This window comes from Marinovum sp. J2-8, assembly GCF_055808435.1.
The window spans coordinates 618591-632595 of sequence record NZ_JBVVRZ010000003.1 but is presented as its reverse complement, the minus strand read 5'-3'; the positions used below and the strand labels follow the sequence as shown (position 1 = coordinate 632595).

At 58.5% G+C, this 14005-nt stretch carries 16 protein-coding genes and 1 tRNA gene; 5 read left to right on the top strand and 12 right to left on the bottom strand.

All coding sequences use genetic code 11. The features are described 5' to 3' along the window. Nucleotides 1–7: 7 nt before the first annotated feature. Together AC0L4F_RS12605 and AC0L4F_RS12600 are read right to left on the bottom strand one after the other, a co-directional pair. Entirely contained in the window at nt 8–286 is a 279-nt protein-coding gene (locus AC0L4F_RS12605) for a response regulator (RefSeq protein WP_244688860.1), read from the bottom strand. Nucleotides 287–307: 21 nt separating this feature from the next. Further along, the gene (locus AC0L4F_RS12600) at nt 308–1543 is read right to left on the bottom strand and encodes a GAF domain-containing sensor histidine kinase (protein ID WP_244688859.1); all 1236 of its coding nucleotides are present in this window, start codon (nt 1541–1543) and stop codon (nt 308–310) included. Nucleotides 1544–2503: 960 nt separating this feature from the next. Here AC0L4F_RS12600 and AC0L4F_RS12595 point away from each other — a divergent pair. The 5 genes from AC0L4F_RS12595 to AC0L4F_RS12575 all read left to right on the top strand — a co-directional run bounded on the left by AC0L4F_RS12595 (nt 2504) and on the right by AC0L4F_RS12575 (nt 5886). Beyond that, entirely contained in the window at nt 2504–3172 is a 669-nt protein-coding gene (locus AC0L4F_RS12595) for an amino acid ABC transporter permease (protein WP_244688858.1), read from the top strand. Nucleotides 3173–3181: 9 nt separating this feature from the next. Next, complete coding sequence (locus AC0L4F_RS12590) at nt 3182–3739, top strand: amino acid ABC transporter permease (RefSeq protein ID WP_244688857.1); 558 nt, start codon at nt 3182–3184, stop codon at nt 3737–3739. Between the two features lie 129 nt (nt 3740–3868). Beyond that, entirely contained in the window at nt 3869–4675 is an 807-nt protein-coding gene (locus tag AC0L4F_RS12585) for a transporter substrate-binding domain-containing protein (RefSeq protein ID WP_244688856.1), read from the top strand. Between the two features lie 20 nt (nt 4676–4695). Further along, nucleotides 4696–5463: an amino acid ABC transporter ATP-binding protein gene (locus AC0L4F_RS12580; RefSeq protein ID WP_244688942.1), complete on the top strand. Its 768-nt coding sequence runs from the start codon at nt 4696–4698 to the stop codon at nt 5461–5463. A gap of 39 nt (nt 5464–5502) precedes the next feature. Beyond that, nucleotides 5503–5886 (top strand): nuclear transport factor 2 family protein, encoded by a 384-nt coding sequence (locus tag AC0L4F_RS12575; protein ID WP_244688855.1) that lies wholly within the window; start codon nt 5503–5505, stop codon nt 5884–5886. Between the two features lie 68 nt (nt 5887–5954). On the opposite strand, the gene AC0L4F_RS12570 is transcribed toward AC0L4F_RS12575, so the two are convergent. From AC0L4F_RS12570 to AC0L4F_RS12525, 10 genes are all read right to left on the bottom strand, one after another. Continuing rightward, nucleotides 5955–6581: a glutathione S-transferase family protein gene (locus AC0L4F_RS12570; RefSeq protein WP_244688854.1), complete on the bottom strand. Its 627-nt coding sequence runs from the start codon at nt 6579–6581 to the stop codon at nt 5955–5957. A 4-nt stretch (nt 6582–6585) separates the two neighbouring features. Continuing rightward, nucleotides 6586–7215 (bottom strand): glutathione S-transferase family protein, encoded by a 630-nt coding sequence (locus AC0L4F_RS12565; RefSeq protein WP_244688853.1) that lies wholly within the window; start codon nt 7213–7215, stop codon nt 6586–6588. Nucleotides 7216–7251: 36 nt separating this feature from the next. After that, complete coding sequence (locus AC0L4F_RS12560) at nt 7252–7785, bottom strand: peroxiredoxin-like family protein (protein ID WP_244688852.1); 534 nt, start codon at nt 7783–7785, stop codon at nt 7252–7254. A gap of 89 nt (nt 7786–7874) precedes the next feature. Beyond that, on the bottom strand, nt 7875–8561 hold the full coding sequence (locus tag AC0L4F_RS12555; RefSeq protein WP_244688851.1) for a GntR family transcriptional regulator: 687 nt from the start codon (nt 8559–8561) through the stop codon (nt 7875–7877). Continuing rightward, complete coding sequence (locus tag AC0L4F_RS12550; protein ID WP_244688850.1) at nt 8558–10045, bottom strand: tripartite tricarboxylate transporter permease; 1488 nt, start codon at nt 10043–10045, stop codon at nt 8558–8560. Before AC0L4F_RS12550 ends, AC0L4F_RS12555 begins: the two co-directional genes overlap by 4 nt. Next, nucleotides 10039–10524, bottom strand: a complete 486-nt coding sequence (locus AC0L4F_RS12545) for a tripartite tricarboxylate transporter TctB family protein (protein WP_244688849.1) — start codon at nt 10522–10524, stop codon at nt 10039–10041. Before AC0L4F_RS12545 ends, AC0L4F_RS12550 begins: the two co-directional genes overlap by 7 nt. Nucleotides 10525–10595: 71 nt before the next feature. Then, nucleotides 10596–11546 carry a Bug family tripartite tricarboxylate transporter substrate binding protein gene (locus tag AC0L4F_RS12540; RefSeq protein WP_244688848.1) on the bottom strand — a complete coding sequence of 317 codons (951 nt, stop codon included), beginning with the start codon at nt 11544–11546 and terminating at the stop codon, nt 10596–10598. A gap of 724 nt (nt 11547–12270) precedes the next feature. Next, nucleotides 12271–12347, bottom strand: a tRNA-Arg gene (locus AC0L4F_RS12535). Nucleotides 12348–12400: 53 nt separating this feature from the next. Continuing rightward, the gene (locus AC0L4F_RS12530) at nt 12401–12871 is read right to left on the bottom strand and encodes a GNAT family N-acetyltransferase (RefSeq protein ID WP_244688847.1); all 471 of its coding nucleotides are present in this window, start codon (nt 12869–12871) and stop codon (nt 12401–12403) included. A 131-nt stretch (nt 12872–13002) separates the two neighbouring features. After that, a complete protein-coding gene (locus AC0L4F_RS12525; protein ID WP_244688846.1) occupies nt 13003–13929 on the bottom strand; it encodes an MYG1 family protein in 927 nt (308 codons plus the stop codon). Nucleotides 13930–14005: the final 76 nt, after the last annotated feature.

Below are 14005 nucleotides of genomic sequence, written 5' to 3'. Positions count from 1 at the left end.
ATCTTGGTTATACCGCGAATATAGGCTTCTTCGGTGTAGTTCGACCAAAACAGGATCTTCGTTGCCGCGCTTTGGCCCAGATTGATTTTGCAACATCAACGCCCGTGACCTTGGGCATTTGCAGATCCAGAAGAACACAATCGTATTGCGAAGACTTGAACGCCTCGATCGCGCCCGATCCGTCACTGGTCAGGGTCAGCTCTTCCAATTCGGCAAAGGTATTGCGTGCCAGACTTTCCAGGAAAGTCCGGTGCAGTTTGTCGTCCTCAGCAATCAACAGCCGCATGCAATGCCCCGCTTCAAAAAGTTATGTGATGTCACTTTCGACCTGCCCTGCATTCATCGGAACCACGATCCTGACCCGTGTGCCCACCGGCCCATCGGGGCGTTCGAAAAAGACCTGCGCGGAAATCAGATCCGTGCGGGTTTTGATATTGCTGATGCCACTTTGCGACTGCAAATCAGCGTCCTGAATACCTGTGCCATTGTCGTCGATTGTCACGGTCATATTGGTCCCGGCCTGGGCAATCCGCACGTCAAGCCGGCTGCATTCGCCGTGTTTCAGCGCGTTGTTCACGGCCTCCTGGACAATCCGGTATACTGCGGTGCGCACGGTATTTTGCAGGTCATCCATCTTGCCATCAGAGGCATCATCCACATGCATCTCCATCGGGCGATGCATGTTCTTGAGACAGCGCTGCAAATGCGCATCCACGGCATCCGCAAACCCGAAAAGCTGTAATACACCGGGCTTCATGTCCTCTACGATACCGCGGACCTCGTCCAGACAATGGTCCAATTCACCCTGGATGGCGGCAATTTCGTCCATCGCAGCCTTTGAGCCGCCCTCAATCCGCGACATCCGCCGTCGAATACGCGACAGGTCGGCCAGCGTCTGATCATGAAGATCCATCCCCAGCCGCTGGCGTTCACGCTCCATCCCTTCGGTCAGGCGAAGCGCCCCAATGCGCAAGGTGCGTTCGCGCCCCGTCGCCTCAAGCTCGGTTACGGCGGATTCCTTGGCCTCTTTGCCGCGTTCCAGTGCAAACAGATAGGCCGAAACAAGATCCGCAGCACCTTGCGCCAGCACAAGCAGTTCTTCGCTGTAGAAGTTCTTTTTGTGGCTCGAAATGGCAAGCGAGCCGATCAATTCGCCCTGCACACGCAAGGGCACCACGATGCGGCTGCGCAGGTTGGCTTCGAAAATCGGTTTGCTGTCTGATCCTTCGAAATGAAACACCGGATCGGTCCAGGCATCATCGGTCAGAATATGCGCCACGTCGCCGCGCAACACGTCACGGATCGGGCTTTCCTCGGTTGGTTTTGCCGGGTTTTGTGTGTGGCTCCATGACGTGTGCATGCAAGCCTCGTAACAAATCTGCGTGCCCTTGGGATGCAGAAGCACAATGTCGAGGTGATCATGCGCAATCAACGCGCGCAGACGGTTGGCAAAATTTTCCAGAACCAGTTCATAATCTGTCGGACCGGCAATGGCCTGCGCAATCGACAAATAGCAATCCAAAGCCTCTTCTGCGTTTGGCATAAGAGCACACCCTCCCTCTTTGGATGTCACCAGTTGAACATATTCTGAACTGTTTATCAATTTAACCTCTTAATATCTGGCCGGTTTTTGGGTGTGGGCGGGGTGTGGGGCGCGCAGCACATCCCGCGCGGTGCGGCCATTTCGAACCCAACCGCCGAACGCGAAAGATGCGCTTTTTGCACGGGGCTCTGCGTTCCGCCCGGCAATGGTTCGGGGCCAGTGGTGTCCGGGCCAGTGGTGTCCGAGCCAGTGGTGTCCCGGCCTGTGCTACCTGAATGTGCCGTCAATGTGCGACCGCCAAAGAGAACCGCACCCTTATCCCGCGCAGCGGGGGCCGATCCGCGCCAATTGCTTCGGCTTTTACCGGCTGAACACCTCTTGGGGTCGCGATGATGTTCTGTGCCATGATGGATCTGCCAATGTGTCGGGTCAGGTTTCTCTTGTTGGGGCGATCTGTTCACCTTTCGATCGGCTGCTGACGTGCAACCGGTTGCGGACAAGCCATAAATCGTTTGCCGCGTGGCCGTAGCTGCGATGCACGCAGGAATTTTGCGGGAACCCGCAACGACGCATCGAATGCCCCCCAAAAACAGATGCCTCGCACCGGTAAAAACCGCCGCCTGAAACAGGGCACACCGACCAAGGCGAACACGAAGGGCCGCACCCCAGCCGTCAGCCGGCAGGATGGCGACGTTCACTTACCCCCAGCTACGGCAAAAGAATTTGCCCATAATTCCACATAAATCTCAGCGCCTTACCCAGCGCCTGTGGGAATCCTGGACATTACCAGTTGACAAGATCAGTAAATATACGCTGATATATTAACGTGTATCATGGGGAAATGTCCGCGATCTGGCCGCAAAACGCCCGAGTCAAACGGACAGTTTTACACGTCTGCGGAGGAGCAGACCGCCAATGGCCGCTTCCATTTGGGAACGGCGCACAAAAAGGGGGGAACAGGTGTATCAGTTCAACTTTGCACCAGTATTCAATGCGCTCGACATGCTCTTGGTCGGTGTCTGGTTCACAATCCAGATGTCGGTCGCGGCGATGTCACTTGGGCTGGTGGTGTCGCTTGTCGGTGCCGCAATAAAAACATCAGGACCGCGACCGCTGCGGCTCTGCGTCGATATCTATGTCGAACTGATCCGGAACACGCCGTTTCTGGTGCAGATCTTCTTTATCTTTTTCGGCCTGCCTGCGCTTGGCATTCGGCTGTCGCCCAATACAACCGCGCTTCTGGCCCTGACCATCAACTTTGGCGCCTATGGCACAGAGATCATCCGCGCCGGGATCAAATCCATCAGCAAAGGCCAGATCGAAGCGGCGCAGGCCATTGGCCTGTCATGGCTACAAGTGCTGCAATACGTCGTGATCAAACCGGCGCTTCGGGCAGTTTATCCGGCGCTGACCAGTCAGTTCATCTTCTTGATGCTGGGGTCCAGCGTGGTGTCGGCGATTTCGGCAACCGACCTGACCGCAGCGGCCAATGATCTGAACTCGCTCACATTTGCCAGCTTCGAAGTCTACCTGGTGACAACGGTCATCTATCTGGCGTTGTCGATACTTTTTTCCACCATTTTTGCGGGCATCGGGCGGCTTTGTTTTGCCTATCCCGTCAACCGGTAGGGGGGCGTCATGATACGTGAATTCGGGACCAACGAGGTTATTTATATCGTGCTTGCGCTGCGCTGGACCATTGCGCTGTCGTTGATTGCCTTTGCCGGCGGGGCCGTTGGCGGATTGGCCATCGCATTGATGCGGGTGTCACGTCTGGGCGTTGCGCGGCTGTTTGCGGTGGGTTTCATCCGGGTGTTCCAGGGCACACCCCTGTTGATGCAATTGTTCATCGTCTACTTCGGTCTGAACATCATCGGGCTGCCAACCAATGCCTGGCTGGCCGCTGCCGTGGCCTTGGCGCTGCACGCCGCCGCCTTTCTGGGTGAAATCTGGCGCGGTTCCATCCAGGCGGTGCCGTCCGGCCAGGGCGAGGCCGCGGATGCGCTGGCCTATGGCTATGTCACCCGGATGAAGGACGTGATCCTGCCCCAGGCCGCCCGCATTGCCGCCGCCCCGACAACCGGGTTTCTGGTGCAATTGATCAAGAGCACGTCGCTGGCGTCGATCATCGGTTTCACCGAATTGACCCGCGCGGCCAGATCATCAGCAACGCCACCTTCAAACCCTTTCTGGTGATCAGCCTGGTCGCGGTTTTGTATTTCCTGCTGTGCTGGCCGCTGTCCCTGGCGGCGCGGCGGCTGGAAACCCGATTTGACCGGATCGCGGCACGATAAGCCACGACCATTTTTTAACGGAGGAGAAACTATGAAACGTTCAATGACACGCGGTTTGATCGCCCTGTCCGCGGCCATGGTGCTGGGCCTGTTTGGCACCGCACCGACCCAGGCGCAGGAGATTTCCGAAATCCAGCAAGAGGGCCTGATCAAGGTCGGTATGTTGGTGGATTTCCCGCCAGTGGGCTTCATGAATTCCGACAATGAACCAGACGGCTATGACGCAGACATTGCGGCGCTGCTGGCTGATCGGATTGGCGTTGACCTGACCATCGTGCCGGTCACCGGACCCAATCGCATTCCCTATCTTCTCAGCGGCCAGGTCGATCTTTTGATTTCGTCGCTGGCGATTACCGAAGATCGCGCCAAGAAGGTGGATTTCAGCGAACCTTACGCCGCCGTGCGCATCGGCATTTTCGGCCCAAAGGATCTTGCGATGACCACCGCCGCAGATCTTTCCGGCCATGTGATTGGCGTGACCCGCGCCAGCGGTCAGGACGCGACATTGACAAAGATCGCCCCGGCCGACACCGACATCCGCCGCTTTGACGATGATGTGAGCGCGGTTCAGGCGCTGCTGAGCGGTCAGGTCGAAGCCATCGGCGTTTCCAATATCGGCATGAAGCAGATTCACCAGATCGCGCCGGGCAAATTCGAAGAAAAATTCGAAATGAACCGCTTTATTCTGGCGCTGGGTGTGCACCCGGAAGCCGACGAAATGCTGGCTTACGTCAATACGTTCCTGAGCGATCTGAAGGCCAGCGGCCAATTGGAAGAGGTTTACCAGAAGTGGTTCGAAGAATCCTTGCCTGACTTTTCCGGTGTGGAAACCAAATGAACGCCCTGTCCTCGGCGAACATGCCATCAAAACCCGGGTCTGCACCAAAGGTGCAGGCTCCTCCCGCCGTCCGTCTTGTGGGTATCGAGAAATGGTATGGGGCGTTTCAGGCGCTGAAATCCGTGGATCTTACGGTACACAGCGGCGAACGGATCGTGATTTGCGGCCCCTCGGGGTCGGGCAAATCCACCTTGATCCGATGCATCAATCAGCTTGAATCAATAGAGAGCGGCACAATCGAGGTGAACGGGACAAAGCTGTCTTCTTCGCCGGCGCGGGTGCGTGAAAATCGACGCGAAATCGGGATGGTGTTTCAGCAATTCAACCTGTTCCCGCATATGACGATCCTGCAGAACTGCGTTCTGGGGCCGATCAAGGTGCGTGGGCTGGACCGCACCGAAGCCGAAAAAATCGCGCGTCATTACCTGGACCGGGTGCGCATTCCCGAACAGGCCGACAAATACCCGGCGCAATTGTCCGGCGGCCAGCAACAGCGGGTCGCGATTGCCCGGGCACTTTGCCTGCAACCACAGATCATGTTGTTTGACGAACCGACCTCGGCGCTTGACCCGGAAATGGTCAGCGAGGTGCTCGATACGATGATCGACCTTGCCTCGGACGGGATGACGATGATTTGCGTGACCCATGAAATGGGCTTTGCCCGCAAGGTCGCGGACAGGGTGATCTTTATGGATCACGGCGAGATCATTGAAGAAAACGACCCGGTTGGCTTCTTCGATGCGCCGCGCCACGCCCGCACGCAAAGTTTCCTGGGCCAAATCGCCTGAGATTTCCCTCCCTCCCCCCAACCTGAAAAAGGACTGAAAATGGCTGACACGATTGATCCGATCGTTGAATTGAAACAAGCAGAGGCCGCGCGCTGTGACGCCCTGATGCGTGGCGACGTCGAGGGATTGGGCCAGATCCTGGCCGACAACCTGGCCCATGTTCATCTTCACGGCGGAATTGACGGCAAAGACGGCTATCTGGCCGGCGTGCGCGACCGGTTCCGCTTTTTGTCTGTCAAACGGGACAACCTGAACATTCGGGTTCTCGGCGACACGGCGGTGATGATTGGCGATCTGATCCAACAGACCCGCGCATTGGAAACCGACAGTGTTTTTGACACCAAAGCGGTGACAACCCAGGTCTGGGAACGGCGCGATGGGCAATGGCTGTTGAACACCTGCCACAACGCGCTTCCGGCCTGATCCTGATTGGACGGCCCCCGAAACAATGACCCGGACGCAGGCCACATCGGGCGCGCGTCCGGGACAGTTCAGGTCAGCGGCAACATGACATGGTCGCGGTACGCCGCTCGTTGACAAAGCCGCTTGTACCACGCGTCAAGTCCGGGCAAAGCCGGGCGGTCAATGTCCAGCGCATTCCAGCGATAGGCCGAACACCCCAAGGGTATATCAGCCATCGAGATGTCACCCCCCAACAGATAGGCCCGTTCGCTCAGATGCCGGTCAACCTGGGCCCATAACGCGCAACAGGTGGCAAATGCCCCTGCGATAGCGGCGTCATCGCGATCCGCCTTTGCAGTGCGCACCAATTGCCAGAACAGCGTCGTCATCGGCGGGTGCATCGTCGTAAGATACCAATCCATCCATTGATTGGCGGTGCCAAGATCCTTTGGGTTCCCCGGCTGCCACCCTGCCCCATAGTTGGCGCAAAGATACCGGACAATGGCGTTGGATTCATAAAGTGCAAAATCCCCGTCCGTCAGGACGGGGATTTGCCGGTTCGGGTTCAACTTGGCAAAATCCGCATTGTCAGTGCCGCCAAATGCGCCGCCGATGTCGTGCCGCGTCACGGCAAGATCCAGCTCGGCCGCGCACCACATGACCTTTTGCACGTTGATCGAATTGGCGCGGCCCAGAACCTCCAGCATGTGGGTCATGGCGTCAGCCCGCCGGGATCGCGCCAGCGTCATGCGGCACATGGTATCCGCGAATGACCTGGGGGCGTGCAGCAATGGCCTGATACCAGCGCCGCACATTGGGATAGTTGCCAAGGTCCACCTGGTGCCATTCATGGCGCGAGACCCAGGGCCAGATTGCCATGTCGGCAATCGAATACGCACCAGCCACAAAATCATTTTCCGCCAGCTGCCGGTCCAGAACCCCATAAAGCCGCGCCAGTTCTGTGGAAAGCCGCTCTGCGGCATAGTCCGACGCGCCGGGATTGAATTTGAGATAATGGTGCGCCTGCCCCGCAATCGGGCCCAGCCCGCCCATCTGCCACATCAGCCATTGCAGCACGTCGGAACGGGCCGGGCCATCAGAGGGCAAGAACCGGCCGTGACGTTCGGCCAGATAGATCATGATTGCCGCAAACTCGAATATCCTCTGATCTGTGTCGAGATCATGGATCGCCGGGATCTTGTTGTTCGGGCTGATGGCAAGGAACTCTGGCGCGAATTGCTGGTCCTTGCCGATATCCACGGCAATTGTGTCATATGGCAGACCCAGTTCCTCCAGCAAGATGGAAACCTTGCGGCTGTTCGGGGTTGGCCAGGCGTAAAAGCGGATCATGTGTGTACCCTCGTATGATGTCCGGTGCGTGCGGGTTCAGTCGGCCTGAACTTCGCCGCGCGCCGGATAGTTGGCCGCCATGGCGCCATCGACCGCTGCCAGCAGCTCGTTGAAATGCGGACGCACGAATGGCATCGTCTGGACCGACATATAATACAATGCGCGATCGGGCTGAACGAGGAAAACACCAGGCTCGGAAAACAGGTCCGGCTCAACAATCCCAAGCGAGGATTTCCCGCGCGACGTCGAAATATAAAGCCCCCAGCTGCGGGCGTCTTCGATCGACAAACCGTAGCCCAGCCGCAGGTTGGACATGCCGACCTTTTCCGCCATCGCTTTGGCGCGTTCTTCCACGTCGGTCGAAACGGCCACAGTCCCGATACCGCGTTCGGCAAACTCTGGGGTCAGACGTTCCAGTTCCTTGAGATAATTGGCGCAGATCGGGCAATGCAGCCCGCGATAAAAGCAAATGACAGTGCCGCGTTCATTCGCTTCTTCGGACAATTTGAATGTCTCCCCTGTCACCAGTGGAACGGTCAGATCGGGGGTCTTTTTACGTGGCATCAACATAGGCTGTCCTTTCATTTGACATAAGAATTCTGTCACCGGCCGCAAGGTCCGGTGTTGCCCGCAGGCAAAGGTGGTGAAGTTTCGACTGTTCAGGCTAATTCGAAGGCGATTTGTCCTCGATTGACCATTTCTTCCACGCGCAAGGCGGTGGATTGTGAGGTTTCAAAAGTTTCGTCCAAAGCTTTCAATGCCGCTTCGGTGTCCCCCGCGGCCAAGGCCCGCGCCATGCGGCTGTGGGTATCGACGGCATTGCCCGGCCCGGCATTGGTCTCGCGCGCCAGAAGATAGCCGATCCGCCGCGAAATCGCGTGCAGCGGGAAAACCACACGACAGGCGATGTCATGGCGGGCCGCCTGGGCGACGCGATTGTTCAATTCCCGGTCCAGAGCCATGAAGGCATGGGTGTCCCCGGCAGCGCCCAATTCCTCGATCCGTTCGGCAAGTTGCCCGAAGCGCCAGCGCTCTGTGTCATCGGCATTGCGCACAGCGCGTTCTGTCAGAAACGGCTCAAGCCGACGGCGCACATCCAGCGATTTGATGGCGCGTTGCGCATCAATCGGCTCGATCAGGATGCCACGCCGGGGCATGACCGAAACCAGCATGTCACGTTCCAGCTTCTGCACGGCTTCGCGCACGGGCGTGCGGCCATAGCCACTCAGATCACAGAGGTTCTGTTCCGTCACCAGGCGCCCCGGCGCGATAACAAGCGTGACAATCTTTTCCTCGATGTCGAGGTATACTGCGGATGAACGGCTTTCTGGGCGCTCGATACTCATGTGGCTTGCCTTCGACTTTTGATCAGGACGTACACTAAGGGAGCAATGACCAATGCGATAGTTGTCGCGCCCAAAGTTCCTGCGATGGGACGCGAAAAGAACTCGGTAAAGGCGCCCTGGCTCTTGGCCAGTGATGCCAGAAACGTGGATTCGAGGATTGGGCCAAGCACGATCCCAAGAATGACCGGCGCCAAGGGGAATTCATTTTCCTCAAGGTAATATCCCAACAGCCCCGCCCCAAGCATCACCGCAATCGCGAATGTGGTATTTTCCACAGCGAACGCACCAACGATACAGGCCATGATGACCAGCGCCATCACCACGCCCGGCGGTGCCGAAAGGATGCGGCGAAACATCACGATTGCGCCAAAACCAAAGGGGACAAGCACGATATTGGCAATCAGAAAGGCGATGAAAACCGCATAGAGCAACGTCGGCTGCATCAGAAAGACCGTCGGCCCCGGATTAAGCCCCTTCATGTACAGCACGCCAATGATCACCGCCGTCAGACTGTCGCCGGGGATGCCGAACACGGTCGCCGGGATCAACGCGCCCCCGACGGCGGCATTGTTGGCGGCGGTTGCCGGAACGATGCCGTCCACCGTGCCGGTGCCGAATTTATCCTTGTTCGGCGACAGACGCCGCGCCACCGCATAAGAGATATAGGCTGCGATATCTGCGCCTGCGCCCGGTATCGCGCCAACCACCGAACCAATGATCCCGCCGCGCAGGATTGGCAGTTTCAGCCGGCCAATATGACCAAAGACGCCCTTGAACATGGCCGCGGGTTTCAGCGGCAGCATTTCGGGGCGCGCGACGGGGGATGCGCCAAAGCGAAACGCCTCGGATACGGCGAACAAACCGATCAACACCGGGATAAACGCCAACCCACCAACAAGGTTCACATTGCCAAAGGTAAACCGTTGCTGTCCAAACACCGGGTCCAACCCGACCATGCCAATGGTCAAGCCGATGAAAAGCGATATCGCCCCCTTGGCCGGTGTGGCGTTCGAAGCGGCAATTGCCGCGACAAGCCCCAGACAGGCCAACCAGAAATATTCGAAGCTGGAAAAGCTCAGCGAGATTTCTGCCAGTGCCGGCGCCGCAAAAATCAACAAAAGCGCGCCAAAGATCCCGCCAAGGGCCGAGGCAACAAGACTGGTGCCGAGGGCAGTTTCCGCCTCGCCGCGCCGCGCCATCTGAAAGGATTCATCGGCATAAGCGGCCGAGGCAGGCGTGCCCGGCATCCGCAGCAACGCGCCGGGAATATCGCCGGCAAAAATGGCCATCGCCGCCAATGTGACAATACCGGCCAGCGCGGGCACCGGATCGAGGAAATAGGTCATCGGCACCAGCAGCGCGACGGCCATTGTCGCTGTGAAGCCGGGGATCGCCCCAACGACCAAGCCATAGATCGCACAGCCGATGATCACCAACATGGTCGACGGCTCCAGCAGGAGCATGAGAGAGTTAAAGGCTACCATGTGAGCACCCCGGAATATTTGGTCAAAATTCCCCAGGGCAGCGGCGCTTGCATGATCTGATAGAAAAAGCTGTGCAGCGCCAGCGTGCCAAACACCCCGACCAATGCCGCAAGTTTCCAAAGCCGTTCAAACCAGAAAACGAGACCAAAGATCAGAAACGGTGCCAGCAACAGAAATCCGATGGTCTGCGCCAGAAGGATATAGATCAGGATCGTTCCGACAAAGAGGCCAACACCCATGGCCCCGCGCCGCCCGTTGCATTTGAAGGCGACCAAACCGGAAACACCCCCGGCCCCGGTCAAGACACGGCGCAGGATCAGGGCCAGCCCCGCCAACGCCATTCCTGTTCCCACAATGCCCGGCAGAAAGCCGGACCCATATTCGATTTGCGGCTGCTTCTGCAGGGTCTGCGCATAAAGCGCGATGCAAAGCCCAAGCGCCAGAAACAGAATGCCATTCAGTGTATCATCAAGTTTCATCCACCTTCCTTTCGTCAGGTTTGCCGGATGTCGTCAGGGCCGGTGGGCGGCCCTGACGACACGGCCACATGTCAAAGCCCGAGGGTAGACACGATTTCACGGACACTGATTTCTTCGGATTTCATGAACTCGGAAAAGCCATCGGCATCACGCCACTGAATGCCAAATCCACGTTCGGACATCTGGTTTTGCCAGGTCTCATCCTCGACGATATCGCCAATCGCAGCCTCCAGTTCCGCGGCAACATCCTGATCCAGCCCCATGGGGCCAACCACGCCGCGCCACGCCCCAAGCGAAAGCTCCAGCCCGACCTCTTCTGCGAGTGTCGGAATATCCGGGAAGGCCGCCAGCCGAGCATCACCGAAAACCGCCAGCGATTTGATCCGGCCAGCCTGGATAAGCGGGCCTGCCTCTGGCACCGAGGTCGGCACCACGTCAAAGCCACCTGCGACCATATCCTGCAACGCGCCTGCTGCGCCCTGGCCCGCGATAATCCGCACCTGGGACAGGTCGACACCCCATTGCGACATGAGCGTTGCGGTCGCAATCGGCCAGGACCCGCCACAGCCACCGCCGCAAGCGATGGAATAGGCATCCGGCGCTGCCTTGATGGCGTCCAGCGCCTCGCCGATGGTGTTCCATTCGCTGTCGGCACGCACGTTAAAGCCGGCAGGGTCGAAATTGTATTGGGCGATTGCGGTGAAATCATCCGCGTTGAAATCAGCCTGCCCCATGGGGGCGTAATGCGCGAAATTGTAGATCACGCCGATGGTGTAGCCATCTGGATCTGCTGATTTGATCGTGTTGATGCCGACAACGCCACCGCCCTGCCCCTGATTGACGACGTTGAACGGCACGCCGAATTTTTCTCTCAGGCGTTCGGCCAGCATCCGGGCCGTGGCATCGGTGCCGCCACCGGCGCCGGCCGGGACGACGATGGTCACCGGCCGTTCCGGCCAGTCAGCCAGCGCCATACCGGGGATCAATGCGGTCAGAGCCGCTGCAATAAACTTGAGCTTCATGGGAAAATCTCCTCCTATTCTCCGTTGATATATTACAGTATATTATTGCGGACCTGTCAACAGAGTTGGTGAATATTTGGAAACTCGCAGGGAACGGCAGTCAGAAGTCATTCTTTTGTATGGGAAATTTTTAACAGTCCGAAACTCGACGGCCCAAAGCCCCGGACACACAGATCGCTGTATCGACAACGGATGAACAGATCGCGGCTCACGTTCCACTCTGTGTCGGTAAGCACCCGATCCCCCGAATCTGCCACCGCTTTGACGGTCCTTTCGGTGCCCGCGAACCCCGGCCACTTTTGCGGTTTGGCGGTCGCTGTCGGGGTCACGGCCAATTTGTTGCCCCGCACTGGCGCAACCGGGGCGCTTTCAACTCACTTTTTCCACGAAAACAGCCGTCACCTTGCGAATACAGCTGCGTCCAATAATCTCGCATTATCGGAATCCCAGCCAAAACCGCGATAGGGCCGCACGCACATAGGATAGGTTTTGTCGGCAATGTCTGAATTCACGGGGCCCAAAGTCGCCCCAAACAACCAACCGTGCACATCAGCCCCACCAGCAGCCGAAAATTCAGTGACAGGAATTCATTGCCACTCTTCCAGGCCCGCACCCCCAGAGATGTAAACATCGGCTAGAGGCGCTGTGCGCTATAATATGTCTGTTAGGCAGACACAGCTCAGCCTTGCGCGATAACGCAATGACATCTCATCAAGCTTGAAAATGGCGATCCCTGAAGGACTCGAACCCTCAACATCCTGATTAGAAGTCAGGTGCTCTATCCAGTTGAGCTAAGGGACCGCTGCCCCCTATTTGCCGAAATTCACCACCGGGGGCAAGGGTCAGAAGCGGCGTCACAATTTCCGGGTCATAAAGACGCTGAGCGGGTCGTCGCGATATGTACCGAACGGCGGACAGGGCGCAAATCCATTGCGCAGATACAGCGCACGCGCCGCGGCAAAGAAATCCGCGGTGCCGGTTTCCAGACTGATGCGGTCATGCCCCTTGGCCTGCGCCGCGGCCAGGATGGCGTCCAGCATCCGTTGACCAACCCCCTGCCCGCGCAGGGCTGCGTCGGTGTGCATGGATTTCAGTTCTGCATGGCCCGCGCCCAGCGATTTGAACGCCCCGACCGCGACCACCGTATCACCGCACCGGGCGGCATACACATCTGCGCCATCCCGCATCAATTCCGCGACGGTTTGCACATGGCAGCTTTCTTCCGGGCTGCCCGCGCGCATCGCGGCATGATGGCGCGTCAAAAGCGCCGCAACCTGACGATCATCGGCGGGTGCCGGGGCAATTGTGATGTCACTGTTTTCCATGGCCATGTCGCGGACATGCTACCCGGACGCCGGGCATGGATACAATGGCGCAGCGCGCCGATTGTGCCCTGCCGGGATCAAGATTTGCCCGACAGGACATCACGCGCTGTTATGGAAAACGCCGCGACAGCTTAGGCTGCTGCGGCCTCGGACACGGCCAGTTCGGCCATGCGCACAATCGCCTCGCGGCTGCTGGCCACGGCAATGAACAACCCGTTGTGACAGAACTTGGCACCCGCCACGCCACAGGCCGCCTCCAGCGCGGCATCGGTCAACCCGGCCCAGGCCGCAGGCAGATCGGCGCGGGTGTCAAATGTGTCGTCGCCGGTGCGGATCGTGGTCAGCGCCCAATCGCTGCCGCGCGGATGGATCACAAACAACAGATGGTCGGCACCGGATTTTTCCACCCCGGCACGAAACGGCATCCCCATTGGCAATTCCAGAATGCGGCCCTCTCCGGCGGCTTCGATGGCGGCCATGACCATGGCCTCTGCCCGGTATTTTGCGGCGCGGCGGGCGATTTGCGCCTCGACAAAGGCACGCGCCACGGAAAGCGCCGCCAGAAACGCCCGATCATCGGCCCCCTCTTCGCGGTCATCGAACACCGGCTTCAGGCTCTCCAACAGCACCGGCAGGGTCAGGCCGGCAAACAGCGGCCCCGCCTCTGCGGCATTGACCGCGCCATTGTCCAGCAGATCGACCGGCAGCACAAAGCCACGGTCGAAAGACCCATGAATCGCCTCGACATCCTGCTCTGGCACCGCCATCGCGCGCAGATAGTCCCGGCCATACTGGGCCCAGATCAATCCAAAAGAGCTGAACGGTTGGCCATCTTCGCGCAAGGGATTGGGCCGCTGATGGTGGTCAAAGATTTGCAGCGCGGCATCAAACTGGCCACCAACATCATAGATGATCCGATCCTTGGCCGGGGTGATCCAGGCCTTGTCCCGGCTGCGCTTCAACTCTGCATCGGGAAAGAGACGCGTCAGAATGACAGAGGACAAAAGTTCGTCCGCATGAAATCCGCCGGAATGGGTGACAAGATGGGTGATGGTCATGGCTGCGCCTCAAAAGAATTGGGCGACCAGAGGGCCGCCCGTATATGTCGAACTATATTGCTTGATTGGTGGCGCA

What these genes read in the sequence shown, in the direction of transcription:
- AC0L4F_RS12570 (WP_244688854.1), bottom strand. Translation starts at nt 6,581, where the DNA reads ATGACCCACATGCTGGAGGTTCTGGGCCGCGCCAATTCGATCAACGTG.
- AC0L4F_RS12530 (WP_244688847.1), bottom strand. Translation starts at nt 12,871, where the DNA reads ATGGAAAACAGTGACATCACAATTGCCCCGGCACCCGCCGATGATCGT.
- AC0L4F_RS12600 (WP_244688859.1), bottom strand. Translation starts at nt 1,543, where the DNA reads ATGCCAAACGCAGAAGAGGCTTTGGATTGCTATTTGTCGATTGCGCAG.
- AC0L4F_RS12575 (WP_244688855.1), top strand. Translation starts at nt 5,503, where the DNA reads ATGGCTGACACGATTGATCCGATCGTTGAATTGAAACAAGCAGAGGCC.
- AC0L4F_RS12540 (WP_244688848.1), bottom strand. Translation starts at nt 11,546, where the DNA reads ATGAAGCTCAAGTTTATTGCAGCGGCTCTGACCGCATTGATCCCCGGT.
- AC0L4F_RS12580 (WP_244688942.1), top strand. Translation starts at nt 4,696, where the DNA reads ATGCCATCAAAACCCGGGTCTGCACCAAAGGTGCAGGCTCCTCCCGCC.
- AC0L4F_RS12590 (WP_244688857.1), top strand. Translation starts at nt 3,182, where the DNA reads ATGATACGTGAATTCGGGACCAACGAGGTTATTTATATCGTGCTTGCG.
- AC0L4F_RS12545 (WP_244688849.1), bottom strand. Translation starts at nt 10,524, where the DNA reads ATGAAACTTGATGATACACTGAATGGCATTCTGTTTCTGGCGCTTGGG.
- AC0L4F_RS12525 (WP_244688846.1), bottom strand. Translation starts at nt 13,929, where the DNA reads ATGACCATCACCCATCTTGTCACCCATTCCGGCGGATTTCATGCGGAC.
- AC0L4F_RS12565 (WP_244688853.1), bottom strand. Translation starts at nt 7,215, where the DNA reads ATGATCCGCTTTTACGCCTGGCCAACCCCGAACAGCCGCAAGGTTTCC.
- AC0L4F_RS12605 (WP_244688860.1), bottom strand. Translation starts at nt 286, where the DNA reads ATGCGGCTGTTGATTGCTGAGGACGACAAACTGCACCGGACTTTCCTG.
- AC0L4F_RS12555 (WP_244688851.1), bottom strand. Translation starts at nt 8,561, where the DNA reads ATGAGTATCGAGCGCCCAGAAAGCCGTTCATCCGCAGTATACCTCGAC.
- AC0L4F_RS12560 (WP_244688852.1), bottom strand. Translation starts at nt 7,785, where the DNA reads ATGTTGATGCCACGTAAAAAGACCCCCGATCTGACCGTTCCACTGGTG.
- AC0L4F_RS12550 (WP_244688850.1), bottom strand. Translation starts at nt 10,045, where the DNA reads ATGGTAGCCTTTAACTCTCTCATGCTCCTGCTGGAGCCGTCGACCATG.
- AC0L4F_RS12585 (WP_244688856.1), top strand. Translation starts at nt 3,869, where the DNA reads ATGAAACGTTCAATGACACGCGGTTTGATCGCCCTGTCCGCGGCCATG.